This window comes from Vibrio sp. BS-M-Sm-2 (assembly GCF_041504345.1).
In the GTDB taxonomy this organism is placed as follows: Bacteria; Pseudomonadota; Gammaproteobacteria; order Enterobacterales; family Vibrionaceae; genus Vibrio; species Vibrio satsumensis.
The window spans coordinates 3309381-3325123 of the sequence record NZ_CP167894.1 but is presented as its reverse complement, the minus strand read 5'-3'; the positions used below and the strand labels follow the sequence as shown (position 1 = coordinate 3325123).

The window sequence follows — 15743 nt, the reverse complement described above, 5'->3', positions numbered from 1 at the left end:
TTATAGCTAGCAATAGGCACGACGTAGAAAGGGTTCTTGGGCATTTAATTATTATATTTAAAATGAACCCTCGGCTTATTCGCTCTTAAATACTCAATAAGAAAAGCGTCGGGTTCATTTAGATTCAGTTCAACAAGGGGCGATTATTTCGCTTGGCTATTTAGGTAAGCTCTATGTGAAATATCCGTCCATGAGCGCACTTGCTCTAGGTAACTTGCTTGTGAAGCTTGGATCTCTTTCGCCAATTCATCTTTCTCAGCATGTGCAGCAAGTAGGCGATCGTTCGCTTCTTTCAGTGCAGACATAACCGCTGGCGGGAAGTCTTTCACTTGTACATCTGGGTACTCAGTCTTCATTGAAACCCAGTTCTTACCACTTTCGTGCGTAGCTTGTGTGTACATGTCGTAAGCCGCGGTACGCATTGCAACACGTAAGATTTCTTGTAGATCTTCAGGCAGCTTGTTCCAAGTGCGCTTGTTCACTAGGAATTGAAGCTCTGAGCCCGGCTCATGCCAACCTGTGTAGTAGTACGGCGCGATTTTGTGGAAACCCATACGCAGATCAAGTGATGGACCTACCCACTCTAGTGCATCAATCGTGCGACGCTCTAGAGACGTGTAAAGTTCACCTGGGGCAATATTCGTCGGTTTAGCACCTAGCTCAGCAAGAATCTCGCCGGCAAAGCCTGGGATTCGCATTTTCAGACCTTGTAGATCTTCAACGCTGTTGATCTCTTTTTGAAACCAACCACCCATCTGAATATCTGTGTTACCACCTGGGAACGACATCAAGTTGTGTGGAGAGTAAACTTGCTCCATCAACTCCATACCACCACCGTGATAGAACCACGCGTATTGTTCTGCTGGCGTCATACCGAAAGGCATAGAAGTGAAGTAAAGAGTGTTTGCAACTTTACCTTTCCAGTAGTAAGAGCCTGAGTGACCCATGTCGTATTGACCAGACTTAACCATGTCAAAAACGCCAAGAGGGGCTTTGTGTTTGTTTGCTGAATCGATTCTGATTTGAAGTCGACCATTCGACATCTTCTCAGCCATCGCTGCCATGTTCTTAGTTGCATCACCGAAAACTGGGAAGTTTGGTCCCCACGTTTCTGCAAGCTTTAAACGGTAAACCTTATCAGCGGCTGTAGCACCAGTAGCGACCAAAGCTAAACAAGCCGCAGCGGTTACTGCAACGTTTTTAAAAACTCGTGTGAGGGAGTTAGAAATGAGACTCATGTTCACGTCCTTTGTTGGGTTAACACTCTTTCTATGAGTATTTTTTATGATTCAACATAAGAGTGCACCGTGATGAGGTAACAAGATATCAGGGAGAGCACGCACGACAGGCGTACACAAACTGCGTATTAGACCAAAGGATTACGTAGAACTACGTAGGAGATGATTGAGTGATGTCGATTTTAAAGGAATCACCTTATTCACTAGAGGAATGTTTATTGATAAATACCTAAGTATTAATAATTAAATACCGTTAACAATTGATTGCCATTTCGTGATGAGGCTCTATTCTCACCACACTTCAAATACGCACCTAAATGCACTCAATCCGAGAAAATCATAATTTCAGGGAATCAGAAAACCTACTTTGATGCTTATTGATTTAAAACATAGGACTCGCGAAAGACAAACTAAAAACGTAAGGCGTCAGTCAATTGGAAATAAGGCTTCTGGGGTTGATTTTAATTTGGGTTTGAATGTGAATATGGGATTAGGATTAGGATTAGGATTGGCATAATCCGACAAATACAAAAAAGCCTCGAAAATCGAGGCTTAAAAACTTAACGAAGCGAATAGAATCCCAAAGGATTAGATAGCTTTGTAGATAACCTTGTTACCTGCTAGCTGCTCTTTCGCTACTAGGTTTTCTTCAAGAAGTTTTTTCAATGCGCCTGTTGCCCATGAAGCTGCTTTCGCGTCTTCTTGACCAGCTGCTAGGCCGATACCTTTAGGGTTAATGCCTTCAGCATTGCTAACAACGATGTCTAGAACTTGTTGTTGCTTAGGAGTCAGTGCTACTGCAACTTCTTTAGTTGCTGCTACTGCTTTTTCTACCGCTGGTTTTGCTGCTACAGTTTTTTCTGCTACAACTTTCTCTGCGACAGGCTTCGCTTTTTTCGGCGTTGCCACTGCTTTAACTACAGCCGCTTTAGTGCGTTTCTGCAGTTTAGCCTGCACCTTACGCTTATGAGCAAGTCTCATTGAATATTTCTCCAGTTCACTGCTCTTTTCGCAGTGGTGAAAATTTGAAGCGCGATTTATACCAAAAAACAGGAGCTATTTGTAGAGTGAAGCGTCGAAAGTCGACGAAAAATACCGATATTGTCTACTAGCGTCTATTATTTAAACATCGACTTATCAATTCAGGGTCATATACACTGGTTATCCATCCAGACAAAAATATGAAAACTTGGTGTTGCCTATGGACACTCGTCACCTTACTAATTTCTCTTTGCCTTCATTCACTCGCTCGTACCGTATCCTCGCCGTTATTTTAGGCTTCATTTGCTTGATCGTTGCGCTCTACAGTGACAACCCAAAGTTACTGATCGTGGGTGCTTTTTGCAGTATTGCCCTTCTGGGAACCGGCTACTATTTGATGCTGCGCAGCCGAGTGATGTTCACACTCACCCCGACTCATTTTCAGCAGCATTTTTATAAAGGGGGCTGGGTCTTAAAGTGGAACAACATCCAAAAAATTGGGCTTTGCACCTATGAACAAGATGGCTGGCACCAACCTTTGCCTTGGATTGGTATCAAGGTTAAAGATTACTCGCCCTACCTCGATTCGATCTGCCCCAAAATCACCTGTGAGTTATTACTCAGCCAACGAGCACTTTTGTATCTAGGAGCCAAACAAGCGGGTAAAGAGTCAAACTTTGAAGATATGGTTCTCGACTCATCGCATTACCATACGCGCTGCACTGAGAACGGTTGTGTGGAACTGAGCCGATATAAAGAGTTAAAAAATACTGAAGAGGTAAGCTTCAACGATAGCCAAACACAGACGACCTCAGAATCATCTGATGAAACGAACAATCAAAGCACGGTGATTAAAGACTATTCTGGATTACAGGCGATGCTTGCCAACAGGATGAAGTATCAAAGGGGCTTCCACGGTTATGATATTTTCATATCAACTCAAGATTTAAATATGAGTGGAGAAGAGTTTGTTGGACTGGCTCGACGCTACTTGGCTGCTGCTGAACGCCTTTCTGACTAAGGGTTGCCAGTAAATTCGCGCGCAATAAAAAAGCTTAGCTTTCACAACAAAAGCTAAGCTTCATTTTTCAATCAATCGACACGAACAACTGGTCTTTTAATCAAAGGCTTAATTAGTACAGAGGCATTTCATCTGCTACGAACGGGTTTGATGCGCGCTCGCGACCGAATGTCGATTCAGGACCATGACCCGGAACGAATGTTACGTCACTGCCTAGTGGCCAAAGCTTTGTCTTAATTGAAGCGATAAGTGTATTGAAATCACCTTGTGGGAAGTCAGTACGACCAATTGCGCCGTTAAACAATACATCACCCACAAACGCTAGACGTGCTTGCTCGCTGAACAGTACAACATGGCCTGGAGTGTGGCCCGGCGTGTGAATCACGTCGATCACTTGATTACCAAACGTGACTTTGTCACCCTCTTCTAACCAAGTGTTTGGTTCAAAGGCTTTACACAGTGGAAATCCAAACATTTGGCTTTGATTCTCTAGACCTTGAAGCCAGAAGTTATCGGCCTTATGTGGACCAACAATATTCACCTTTAAGATCTCAGCAAGTGGTACCGTACCACCAACATGATCTAAGTGACCGTGCGTCAGTACCAAGTTCACCACTTTAACACCTAGCTCTTCAATGATCGCAGCTAGTTGTTGAACATCACCGCCCGGATCGACAACGATGCCTTCCATTGTCTCATCACACCACACAATTGAGCAGTTTTGAGAGAAAGAGGTAACAGGTACAACTTGATACTTAAGAGACATATACAAACCTTAGAGGGCAAACTGAAATTTGGGCAAACTATGACATTGGATGTCTACTTTGACAAGTACCTAGCATTCGCTCGCAAACTCAACCTAACTCTACCAGCTACGTACTGGGCCAGTATCGATATGGATAAAGTTGCTACGTGCATAATAACCAACACCACCGGCATTCAGGCTTTTGGCTACGTCTCTTAGCTCTTTCAGATCGACACCATCGATACGAAAATCGATCGCTTTACCAAGCATGTGATAACTCTTCTTCGCCACGCCACTCGATTTTGAGCGCAATGCTTCATTGGTCGCTGGAGAACGGTAACCAGAGATGATCTGGACTTCTTTTTGAATACCTAACACGTTTTGAATCTGAGTGATCTGATCAAACAGGTTTTTATCCATTGGATGAATTTCATTGCGGCGGAAATCGCGACATAGCTTGCTAAGACGTGCCATCTCGTCACCAACATAGTTAGTACCATCGAAATAACAGGTCTCTAATCTTTCACCGGTGTGAAGGTTATTCATGCTAATCGTTCTTGGTTGATCCGGGTATGAAGCAAAAGCGATAGAAGGTGTAATTGAGGCGATAACAGCGGTACCACCAGCGTAAGTCAGAAACTGACGGCGAGAAAATAAACTTTGAGACATACAGCAAAAAAACCAATTAGATCGAACGAAAAATGCACGATACATAATGGAAATTGCTGCGTCAACGTACTAAAACCGCTCAAAAGGTTAGTATTTGTAACCTTTACGCGGTTAGTTATTGATCCACATTATAATTTTATCAATAGAGGCTTAGTTGTCATTTTTTAGTCAAGATCACCTTTATTGAACACATTTCAATCAACCACCCTCTTTATCATATTGGTAGATATCGCCACGGTACTGTATGCCCCCTTCTTCAAACAACACGGTTTGATAGATGATATGCACAGGAATTCGCTTTTTGAGGCGAACCTTAGTGTTCGGAGCAAGGTCATCATTTTGGTTCGGTACTTTCCTTACCTTAGTGGCAAACAATAACTCAGCAAGTTCTTCTGCATGTTCGACACGTATGCAACCTGAGCTATAAGCACGGAAGTCATCATTAAACAGACCTTTACTTGGCGTATCGTGCAGATAGATCGCTCTTTTGTTAGGTGTGTTGAACTTGTACAAACCTAATGCATTACTCGAACCCGCCTGTTGACGCATTCGATATGGGAATGAATTGAAATTGATGGTCTGCCAATCTATCTCGGTGGTATCGACCGTTTCCATGGTACGCCAGCCATCAATGACTTGGAAGTTGTGTGTCTCTAAATAGCTTTCGTCCGCTTTTACTTTGGGCAGGATATCTTTGACCATGATTTTCCATGGCACATTCCAAGTCGGGTTTAGAATGACAGAATCGAGGTTTATCTCTAAAAGCGGGGTTTTTCGCGATTTTCTTCCCACGACGACCTTAGACTCAAATACCTCTTCGCCGTCTTCCCAATACTTCATATCAAAGCTAGGCACGTTGACGACAATGAGAGAGTCTCTATTCCTTGGCCACAAGCGAACACGCTCTGCATTCAAAGCCAAAGAGCTCAATCGATCATCGAAGCTCATGTTGATCCACTGGATCGTGTCTGGCCCAATAATCCCATCCGCTGTTAGGCCGTGCATGCGCTGGAAGGACTGAATCGCCGCTTGCAGCTCTCGATCAAACACAGGGAAATCGACAGCAATCATAGAGGTATCTACGCCAACCAACGCAATGCGCTCAACAAGAACCGCTTTGTCTGAAAGCTTATCCCCCAAGCGTTTTAAGCCTTTCTGTCTGTACCGCTCAATATCGAGTTCAGACGCGGTTTCTAACACGGAATAGGTTGCTTTGAATTGGTCAAAATCCCCTACTGGCGGTGCGTAAGACAACACCATCTCCAATAAGTAATCATTGGCGACACTGCTTTTTAGTCTCATCAAAATATGGGGGGACGGTGGAGGTAATTTGGAATGCAGCTTACCTGAGAAATACCACTCCTTACCGGCAAATGGTGCGTTTTCAACATAGCTTAAATAGTAGATAAAGGTGTCGGTGAGTAAGATGTCCAACTCTTGCCATTGTGCATGGGATTGATAGTGACGGATTTGCTTGAGTTGTCGTTCAAAGAGTGGTGCCATTTGTGCTTGTTCGAGCAACGACAATTGAAATTCGAATGCCTTAACAAGTTCAGGCGAATCCCAAAGAATAGGGAGAGGTGAGTCTTGATAAATGCTCTGGGTTAGTTCGGGATAAATCAGCATGAAAGATAGCTCTGAATCAGCCGGAAAGAAACGACCTTCATCAGAACTCGTATAGCTCCATGTGTGCACAGAAACTAAAACTAATAACCCACAGAAGTATTTCGCGAACATGCTTAACTCCATCACCAACCATCCCATAAGTATGGCAAAGAAATGGGAGTAAGCATGTTATTTTTAAGAGGCTTTATGAATCAGATTGAGCTCCAATGGTTATCCCATTGGATCGATGATTGCTGAGTTGATTTCTCATAAGGCTTGCGCTGACTAACCACACTTCCCGCCCCAGAGCTTAATCTAAATTCCCCATCAAGAAGCACAGCACCGGAAGCATCAGACAATGCCGATAGCTCTACTAACTCTTTGGTTTCTTTAGACCAAATACCGTAGCAATTACCTCGTGGTGAGGTGGCGATAATCCAATCATCGGATGCTGCGATACTTGCAATGTAGTGATTAAATCGCGCCCATTGCTCCGGCTCCGCATTCAGTGATTCAAACTGCCCACCTTTGATGTGCATCGCCAAAAGTGAAGGATATTCATCCGGTTCGCCGCGATATTGCTGGCCACAAAGTACAGTCTCTGCCCCATCATGCGCTAAGTGTCGAATGCTTAACTTCTTATCCAACAATTCAACCTGATCAAGCAGCTCACCTTGCGATGAAACATAGCTCAAACTAGGCTGCATGGAATCCAAGTTTTTCGGTGTTCTGCCATCAGTATGAACACCACCAACGCCGATAGCAAGATTACCATCAGGCATGATAATCACCTCGTGAGGGCCAATACCAAAACCGGTAAATTCTTCGACCTTACGATACCCTTGTGCGACATCGTAGACGCCAATCACGCCTTGACTGGTGTCGGTTTTCCCTTCAGTGGCATACAATAGTGTGCCGTCTAATGAGTAAACGCCATGACCATAGAAGTGGCGGTTGTTACCTTTCACCACCATTTTGATCTGCTGACCGTTTTTGTAGTCAAACACCATAAAATAGTCACCAGGACGACGAGCAAAAACCACCGCATGTGATGAGGTTGGGCAGATTGCGACGCCATGGCCACGCTCAGGGATAGGTAGCTGGCTCAGTGGCATGCCATACTCATCAGCCACAACCGCGGAATACTGGCCTCGACCATTAAGCGCACAACCAATCAACTGAGGTTTATTCGATGCGCTTTCACCTGAACGGCTAGCACACCCGAACGGCAGCACAGGCACAGCAGCACACCCAAGTGCTGCTTTCAGTAAGGTTCTTCGTGTAGTATCAGTCACCATCGGTAGCATTAAATCCTATTACCACGCTCAGCTCTATCGCCACTTCTTCATGAATCAGGTACTTCAAACGTTCTAGTTTGTTGTATTGAGTCAGCACCTCGCGGTAGCCCTCTTTGCTCTGCAATAACTCAAACAAGCTTGAGTCTGTAGGCCAAGTATCTAGCGTCAATGTGAACTGGTCAGCAACGCGATCAGCTAGGTCGTTTAAGCCCTTCTCTCTCAACAAGCCGTCTAGGCCATTGCCACCGGCAAGGTACAAATTCTGAAGTGCTGCTACATTGGCTTTTAGTTGAGTCATCGAGGTTTGTGCACGCCATGATTCTGAGAAATAAGGACGAGGGTGACCGATTTTCGCCATCGGGCGACTCAGCTTCTTCATGCTGTAATCAAGTTGGTTGGTCAATAAAGCAATATATTCAGACTCCCAACGAGTCTCGTCTAGCGCTAACCAAGGGTTAACTTGCCAAGCCTCAGCGATAGAAGCAGATTTCATAGCCAAATTCTGTGCGATAGCTTGTGAGGATAGACAGCCTAATACTTTGTCTTGAAGCAGTGACGATTGCTCGTCATAAAGCGACCACTCTAACGCGCCTAGCCCTTGCACTGTCACACTCTGCTGAGCAATTTCGTCTTGAGACCAAACTTTATCTTGCTGAGTCAGCTGACGCATCTTAAGACCCGTCGTGTTCTTTTTGTCTGGCCAGAATTGAACATTCCAGCTCTCTTCAAGCGCTGCTGTTGGGCCTCTTTCTTGCCCTTGCAATGCCATCCAGCTGTTCATTGTGATCTGCCATTGATCTTTCAAAGCGTCTAACTCAACGTTATCCGTTTCACAGTAACCTTGCATCAGAGCTTCTAATTCGCTCGATTGCTTCGCGAATAGCACCGCAGAATCAAACTCTTGTCGATAAACACTGCGACTAATATGGGCTGTAGTGTCTGCTTGATAAGACACACCGTTAACCTCAGATGAAGCGGCTTGCTCACCCGATGATTGGCAGCCTGCCATAATTAATGCCGACAAAGGCATTAACAAAAATTTATGTGTCATGCTGTTACCTTACTTCCTAATTTTTCTTTTAATTATATGAGTTCATTAAATGCGAAACGACCGCTGGCCTCGTATTGCTACAAGTTCAGCGGTGCTAAGTGGTTTAATAGCGGCTTTCTTAAGTCATTAGCCGTTAACTAAACTGAATTCAACTCAGCTTATAACGAGTTTAAGAACGCCAATAGTGCTTCACGCTCGCTGCTACTAAGAGCTAAAACGTTTTGTTTCGCCATTTCTGCTTCTCCACCGTGCCAAAGCACCGCTTCCATAACGTTTCTTGCGCGACCGTCATGAAGTAAGAAGGTGTGACCATTCACTTCTTTGGTATAGCCTAATCCCCACAATGGCGTGGTGCGCCACTCTTGACCGTTTGCTAGATACTCTGGGCGATTGTCGGCTAAGCCTTCTCCCATATCGTGCAGTAACATATCGGTATATGGGCTGATTAGCTGTTTAGACAACGCAGGTAAGCCTTCACGTTCTGCTGTGCGAATTTCAGCTTGGTGGCAACTTTGGCAACCAATATCTTTAAACAGTTTTTTACCTTGAACAACCGCAGGCTTATCAACGTTACGACGAATTGGAACCGCCAAATGCTGCGAATAGAACTCAACAAAATCTAGGATATTATCGCTGACTTCAGGTTCACCACCATTTGGAAAATCATCACAGGTTGATTGAGCTGATGTGCAGTTTTCGTTCGGGAACAAGCTGCTTGTTAAGCCCAAATCGCCGTTAAATGCTGCAGCATTTTGTTGCATTAGGTTTGGCTGTCCGGCTTTCCAACCAAATCGACCCAACGCCATTTCGTTTGTTTGAACATCAAGAACGTAGTTGGCTTTGCCTGTTACGCCTTGGCTGTCCGCAGCTTGTTGCTTCGCGAAGCCAAGGATCGTTTCTTTTGAAATGCTCTCAAGCAGACCTAGGCCGATCATTGGTGGCGCAACACGAGCCGAAAATTCTGTTTTAGGGTGCATTTCACCAAACGCGAGTTCAGTGATTTTTAATGTTGGTTTACGTAGAGTAACAACCGTGCCGTCTTTGAATTCAACAGGAACATCGGTGTAGCTGATGTTCACTTTACCCTCTGGTTCCACACCTTGAAGCGCGAAATCTTGTAGCTGTCCACCGTAAGTCGGTTCTGGAATGCCACCATCGCGAATAAAGGCTTGTCTCTGCTCTGGTGTTTCAGCAGGAATACTCAAGCGAACCAGCATAGATACCGCGTTCTCATCGCCTTTTTCTGGCGCGTGGCCACGACCATCTTTGATGTGACAGTTTTGACAACCGTTGGTGTTGAACAATGGGCCCAATCCATCACGTGCATCGGTTGATGATGGTGCAGGAACCCAAGGGTTTCTGAAGAAGCTGTTACCTACGCTGAAATCTAAGCGTTTGCTCATTGGTAGGTTGGCAGCAGGAAGAGAAAAAGCGTTTGCTCCCTCTTTCTTCACGGTTGTTTTGCCACCTGAGTAGGTTTCATGGGCATGTAATGGAGCTAAGAAAAACAGTGCGGTTAATAGTGAGGCTGAGAGATACGACTTCATACATTGCCTTGCTGTGTTTTTGATTTTAGTTTTTATGTGGGAGTAACTTTCATGAGTAACAAACAATTAAGGGCTCAATGAGAGCCCTTTATGATTTTCGTCTCGGGTTCTTAGAACTCGTGATCAGCCGTGTCTGGGTTAAGGCTATCAATGCCAATCACACCAGCAGCACGCTCAATCGCAGCCGTTTGAGACACTAGCGCAACAATCGTTTTGTTTACTAGTGCGTTACCCGCAGCGTTGTCAGCAGCAATTAGCTGATCGAAATGCTGGTTGTTTTTCTCTGCAGAAACAACAAGCTGGCCAACTTGTGCACGTGCTAAGTCAAACTGCTTTTGGATCTCTTTCGCAGCTTGCTCATCTTTTTGCTCTACTAGGTCAAACAGGCTAGGACCTGAAAGCAGAGTACCGTCTTCACGCTTGTATAAACCCGTATAAACGTTGTAGATACCTTGCTCGTTGTAGTAGTGAGAGTTGTGCGTGTTATCAGAGAAGCAATCGTGCTCATCTTCAGTAGAGTTAGCTTCTAAAGCCACCTTCATACGCTCACCAGCAAGCTCACCAAGAGACAGTGAACCCATGCCGAATAACATTTTACGTAGGCCGTTTTCGCTAGATTCAGAAAGCAGTTCTTGACGGTAGTTACCTTTCTCGCCTTCAGCCCACTGCTTTTCCATCCACTCTAGGTCTTGGATAAGTAGCTCAGCAGATGCTTTTAGATATGCGCCACGACGGTCACAGTTGCCGTTAGTACACTCAGCACCAACAACGAAATCAGTGTAAGCACGCTCACCTGCACCGCTGTTTGTGCCGTTTAAATCTTGGCCCCAAAGTAGGAATTCAATTGCGTGGTAGCCAGACGCTACGTTCGCTTCAGAACCGCCGATCTCGTTCAAGTCAGCGATTAGCTCTGGAGTAATGTTAGTTGCATCAACAGTAGTCTGACCAATTTGGAAAGTCTTGTTAGCCACGATGTTTGCGCTAGCGCCTTCGTTACCAAGCTCATATTGGTAATCAGAAGATACGTAGTCAATCAGGCCTTCATCTAGTGGCCATGCGTTCAGTTGGCCTTCCCAATCATCAACAACAGCGTTGCCGAAGCGGAATACTTCTGACTGTTGGTAAGGTACGCGAGACTCAAGCCAAGCTTGTTTTACTTGTTCGAAGTTACCAGCAGAAGGAGAAGCTAAGAAGGTATCAATAGAAGAGTTCAACGCTTTTGCTGTAATTACTGAATCTGCAAACACGGCATGAGCAATATCTGCATAGTGTTCTACAACTTGATCTTGAGTTACTGCTGCAAAAGAAGAAGCAGAGGCAAAAATGAGTGACGAAGTTACTGCTTTTGTCACTAAAGATTTAATGGTCATGAAGCATCCTTGTTGAGCTTTAAATTATTATTCGTAGTAATAGTGCAAACCATTATCATTTGCACTACGGATTTGAATAATACAAACTTACAATTTTATTGCAAGATAAATACAAAAAAACCTCACATATGTGAGGTCTTTAAACATTTTTATGTTAAGCGCAACAAGCAAGCGAATCAGATATCTAGGTTATGCTTACCGTGTGAAACTTTCGCCTTCAGATAGCTTTCATTACCCGATTTGATATGAGCAGAGGTGTTCACCACTTCTTCAATCTCAATACCAAAAGATTTAAGTTCATTGATTTTCTTAGGATTGTTGGTCACCAAACGGATTTTTGTGGTGCCTAAAGCGCGTAACATTTCCGCTGCTTCAGTAAAATCACGTAAGTCATCACCAAAGCCTAAGTGGTTGTTGGCTTCGTAAGTGTTCATACCTTCGCTTTGCAGACGGTATGCATCGATTTTGTTGTATAAACCAATACCACGGCCTTCTTGGCGTAAGTAAAGAATCACGCCGCCCGTCTCACCCATAATTCTAATGGTTTCGTCTAGTTGCTCGCCACAGTCACAGCGAGAAGAATGGAAAACATCTCCAGTAAGGCACTCAGAGTGCATACGAACTAGAGGTATGTCTTGTGTCTTATCTGCTGATTTAAATATCACAGCAACATGCTCTTTGTCTGTTTTCAATCCATGAAAAGACAGAAGTTCAGCATCAATACTGCTTGTTACCCCTACTTTGAAATCTATTCTGGCACGCACTTCCGCCATAGCTATACTCACTTGAAAATTCGATGTGTTTAACGACACTACATTATATGTCTAGGCAATATTTTGTAGCTAACTATCTAATGATAGACACTATGAGGCTGTTAACAATTTTTTTCAAGGTCGACTACGCACAAATTGTTATATTATAACAATAATTTTTCAGGTAACAAAAAACCCCACATTGGGATGACCAACATGGGGTTATAAATTAATCAGTTGCGGCTAAGACTACACTTTTTACAGAACGTTCAACTTACTTGAGTTTGCTTCCAGATGACAAGTTGAACCCAAGCGTTTTCTAATTCAGCTAACTCTTCTTGAGTGAGCGTAGAAATGCTCGATTTCGCACTGTATTTTTCTGCCCATTTGTCAGAACGGACATGAGTATGGAACTCTTTCTTTAAATTTGAGATTACGTTATCCACAGATACATCCTTATATAACAGTGCTTAGCCTTTATAATCCTTTAATGTTACAAAATACAGGTCAATTGGTAAACAGTAATACATAATTTTTATGAGCGCTTTCTAACACTTTTTACTGATAAATATATAAATAAGAGAAACAATAGGCTCGGAAGTAGCCAAAGTAATAAGTTTGAAACACTCATTGCCGGTTTATAGAGCACAAATTCACCGAACCTTTCTGTCATATATTGAGTAATTTCATTATTACTCTGACCTGCTTTCACCATATTGAATACAACGAGGCGCAAGTCTTTTGCTATCGGAGAGTTCGACTCAACCAGATTTTGGTTCTGGCATTGCGGACAACGTAGCGTTTTTGCCAATGTAATAGCGCGCTGCTGCTGTTCTGGGTTTTCAAACTCAAAGAGTTCAACTTGAATACTCGTATCCTTATTGCTGGCTGTAAACAAGTCTTCCGCCAAAGTCGGAAAACTAACAGACATAAGCGTAGACAGCATAACGAGCGTTTGTATTAAAGACTTCACCATAGATTCACACCATCAAAATACATCGCAAGTTCTTCTTGCCATACAGATTCATTGACCACGCCCAGTAACTTCTTAATGATTTGGCCATCAGCGTCGACCAGATACGTTTCAGGGGTGCCAATTACGCCCAACTCTAATGCTAGCTTACCTTGAGGATCACTGATCACCGTTGAATACGGATTGCCGTCGTTCGATAGCACATTAATTGCTGCCGCAGAGTTATCTCGATAATTGAGCCCAACAATTGGAATGCCTTTGTCATGAAGTTTGAGCAAAAAAGCATGTTCGGTTTTGCAGATACCGCACCACGACGCCCATACATTTACTAGTTGATAAGGATGCTGAGTAACATCAGTCAACGTAATTTTCTGTTTGCTACTGATGCCTTCGCTATTGGCTAACGCAGTAGACACGAATTCTGGAAATGCCCTCTTCTGCTCCGACACAGTCGTGGATTGCTGCTTATTATTGAGTGCAAAGGCAAACCCCAACACCATCACTAATGCCAAGACAATTAACGTGATGAGCTTGTTACGAACGCTGGTATGCATACTGTGACGCCTTAACGGTTTTCTTTTTACGATGAGTTAATGAGAGTAAAGCGCCGAGAATGGAGAGCAACCCACCAAACCAAATCCATCGTGCATACGCCTTGTACTGAACACGGAATGCATAGCCTGTTGAGTCTACTTTCTCTCCCATGGTGATATAAACATCGCCATGCCAGAACCACTTCATTGCGGGCTCACTCATGTTCATGACTCGAACTTGGTAGTGTCTTCTTTCCGGCGAAATAGGAAAGCTCTGCTCGCCAGACTCTAGGTTGAGTATCGCCTTCTCTGCGGTAAAATTTGAAGCGACATACAGCTCAGTATCACGATGAGCAAGCGTCCAATCCATGAACTCGACTTCCGCTCCTGGGCTTAACTTATAACTGCGCTCAAACGAGTGGTAGCTATTCATGGCAGCACCTACCGCTAATACCGCAACCCCGACATGGGCAAAGGTCATCACCCAGACTTTGCGTTGGAACTTGGAACTGTGCGTTACTGCCAAGCCATAAACGTGAGTGAGTAAAACCCAAAATGCGAGTGACCATGTCATCAGAACCATCACTTGAATCTTGTCTACTTGCAAAACGTAACAGGCGGACCCGAGACAAATAGATGCTAGAGTTATCAACATAATAACGCCTTTCGACGCTTGAGGCTTAATACTCAACAAAGGGGCTAAGCCTACGACGGCCAACGCAAGCAACGCCAAAGGTGCAATCAATAGATTAAAGTAAGGCGCACCTACCGATATGTTACCCAGTCCAAGCAGTTCAAATACCATTGGATAAAATGTGCCGAAAACGACCACGGCTGTTGCGAGAACAAAAATGAGTACCGCGACTAAACTCAAAAAGCTCTTACTGGTGAAGCTGGTAATAGGGCTTGATTCAAAAGACTCCCCTCTAACGATAAGCAGAGAAAATGAGCTCACCAGTACCAAAACCAATATAAGCAGCAGTGCGATACCTTTGGTTGGGTCAACAGCAAAAGCGTGTACCGATGTAAGTACGCCAGAACGAACAATAAAGGTGCCTAAGATACTCAAACAAAACGTAATAAAAGCAAGACTAAGAGACCATTTCAGTAGTTGTTGTTTGCCCTTTGCAACGCCTAGGCTGTGCAGCAAAGCGGTCGAAGTAAGCCACGGCAACAAGCTGGCATTTTCAACAGGATCCCAGAACCACCAGCCGCCCCAACCTAATTCGTAATAAGCCCACCACGAACCAAGAATGATCCCTGCGGTTAAAAAGATCCAAGCAACCAAACACCAACTGCGACAATGGGCAACCCAATCAAACTCGATTGGATCTACCAGTAAGGCTGCAACGGCAAACGCCAACACCACAGAAAAGCCGACATAGCCAAGATAAAGTAATGGAGGGTGAAAAATCAGACCGACATCTTGCAGCATTGGGTTAAGGTCACGCCCTTCTAGCGGCAAAATCGAATTCATTTCAAATGGGTTTGATGCGAATAAGGTGAACCAAGCAAATATCGCGAGCAGTAGATTCATTACCCACAACACACGGCTTTGATATTCATTCGAATAGTGTTTTTGTAAGGCGATCACGCCAGACCAGACGCTGATCGTCAGCACCCAAAATAACAAGGAACCTTCATGGCCAGCCCATACGGCTGCGAGCTTAAAAAATGAGGGTAATTGAGTATTTGAATGCTCAGCGACATAGAGAATAGAGAAGTCATCACTGACAAAAGCATAGCCAAGCAATGCGACAGAAGTGAGAGAAAGCAATGCACTTGAAAGAGAGAAACTGCGGATTAAACTTATATTTTGCGTCCGTTTGTTTAGCATTTGATAAAACGAATGCACACCAATAATGCTACTGAGTACAGCAACCAACACTAAACTAAACAGCCCCAAAGAACCGACCATATCACCTCAATAAGGCTCCGCTAGAGCAGAGCCGATCTGAAC

General features: G+C 44.1%; 15 protein-coding genes. 1 reads left to right on the top strand and 14 read right to left on the bottom strand.

The annotated features are described in order from the left end of the window. Positions 1 to 143 precede the first annotated feature (143 nt). The gene (locus tag AB8613_RS15195; RefSeq protein WP_372384058.1) at positions 144 to 1238 is read right to left on the bottom strand and encodes a TRAP transporter substrate-binding protein; all 1095 of its coding nucleotides are present in this window, start codon (positions 1236 to 1238) and stop codon (positions 144 to 146) included. A gap of 588 nt (positions 1239 to 1826) precedes the next feature. Continuing rightward, entirely contained in the window at positions 1827 to 2219 is a 393-nt protein-coding gene (locus tag AB8613_RS15190; protein ID WP_004733388.1) for a hypothetical protein, read from the bottom strand. A gap of 220 nt (positions 2220 to 2439) precedes the next feature. Here AB8613_RS15190 and AB8613_RS15185 point away from each other — a divergent pair, with 220 nt between their 5' ends. Further along, on the top strand, positions 2440 to 3240 hold the full coding sequence (locus AB8613_RS15185) for a DUF2982 domain-containing protein (protein ID WP_048664740.1): 801 nt from the start codon (positions 2440 to 2442) through the stop codon (positions 3238 to 3240). Positions 3241 to 3352: 112 nt separating this feature from the next. Here the strand turns inward: AB8613_RS15185 and AB8613_RS15180 are convergent, their stop codons facing one another. The 12 genes from AB8613_RS15180 to AB8613_RS15125 all read right to left on the bottom strand — a co-directional run bounded on the left by AB8613_RS15180 (position 3353) and on the right by AB8613_RS15125 (position 15701). After that, positions 3353 to 4006, bottom strand: a complete 654-nt coding sequence (locus tag AB8613_RS15180; RefSeq protein ID WP_010438163.1) for an MBL fold metallo-hydrolase — start codon at positions 4004 to 4006, stop codon at positions 3353 to 3355. Positions 4007 to 4105: 99 nt separating this feature from the next. Further along, positions 4106 to 4654 (bottom strand): YcbK family protein, encoded by a 549-nt coding sequence (locus AB8613_RS15175; protein WP_048659567.1) that lies wholly within the window; start codon positions 4652 to 4654, stop codon positions 4106 to 4108. 198 nt (positions 4655 to 4852) lie between these two features. Continuing rightward, positions 4853 to 6391 carry a murein L,D-transpeptidase gene (locus AB8613_RS15170; RefSeq protein ID WP_372384057.1) on the bottom strand — a complete coding sequence of 513 codons (1539 nt, stop codon included), beginning with the start codon at positions 6389 to 6391 and terminating at the stop codon, positions 4853 to 4855. Between the two features lie 80 nt (positions 6392 to 6471). Then, positions 6472 to 7557: a DUF1513 domain-containing protein gene (locus AB8613_RS15165; RefSeq protein ID WP_285953959.1), complete on the bottom strand. Its 1086-nt coding sequence runs from the start codon at positions 7555 to 7557 to the stop codon at positions 6472 to 6474. After that, positions 7547 to 8608: an imelysin family protein gene (locus tag AB8613_RS15160; protein WP_372384056.1), complete on the bottom strand. Its 1062-nt coding sequence runs from the start codon at positions 8606 to 8608 to the stop codon at positions 7547 to 7549. Before AB8613_RS15160 ends, AB8613_RS15165 begins: the two co-directional genes overlap by 11 nt. 158 nt (positions 8609 to 8766) lie before the next feature. Further along, positions 8767 to 10155 carry a di-heme oxidoredictase family protein gene (locus AB8613_RS15155; protein ID WP_372384055.1) on the bottom strand — a complete coding sequence of 463 codons (1389 nt, stop codon included), beginning with the start codon at positions 10153 to 10155 and terminating at the stop codon, positions 8767 to 8769. Positions 10156 to 10265: 110 nt separating this feature from the next. After that, positions 10266 to 11525, bottom strand: a complete 1260-nt coding sequence (locus tag AB8613_RS15150; RefSeq protein WP_372384054.1) for an imelysin family protein — start codon at positions 11523 to 11525, stop codon at positions 10266 to 10268. A 176-nt stretch (positions 11526 to 11701) separates the two neighbouring features. Continuing rightward, positions 11702 to 12298, bottom strand: coding sequence for a GTP cyclohydrolase II (ribA, locus tag AB8613_RS15145; protein WP_009848836.1), 597 nt, complete (start codon positions 12296 to 12298; stop codon positions 11702 to 11704). 248 nt (positions 12299 to 12546) lie between these two features. Next, complete coding sequence (locus AB8613_RS15140) at positions 12547 to 12723, bottom strand: hypothetical protein (protein WP_060982434.1); 177 nt, start codon at positions 12721 to 12723, stop codon at positions 12547 to 12549. A gap of 89 nt (positions 12724 to 12812) precedes the next feature. Further along, complete coding sequence (gene nrfF, locus AB8613_RS15135; RefSeq protein ID WP_372156434.1) at positions 12813 to 13253, bottom strand: heme lyase NrfEFG subunit NrfF; 441 nt, start codon at positions 13251 to 13253, stop codon at positions 12813 to 12815. Then, complete coding sequence (locus AB8613_RS15130; RefSeq protein WP_327783713.1) at positions 13247 to 13804, bottom strand: DsbE family thiol:disulfide interchange protein; 558 nt, start codon at positions 13802 to 13804, stop codon at positions 13247 to 13249. The genes nrfF and AB8613_RS15130 overlap by 7 nt, the downstream gene beginning before the upstream one ends. Beyond that, positions 13785 to 15701 (bottom strand): heme lyase CcmF/NrfE family subunit, encoded by a 1917-nt coding sequence (locus AB8613_RS15125; protein WP_372384053.1) that lies wholly within the window; start codon positions 15699 to 15701, stop codon positions 13785 to 13787. The genes AB8613_RS15130 and AB8613_RS15125 overlap by 20 nt, the downstream gene beginning before the upstream one ends. Between the last annotated feature and the right edge of the window lie 42 nt (positions 15702 to 15743).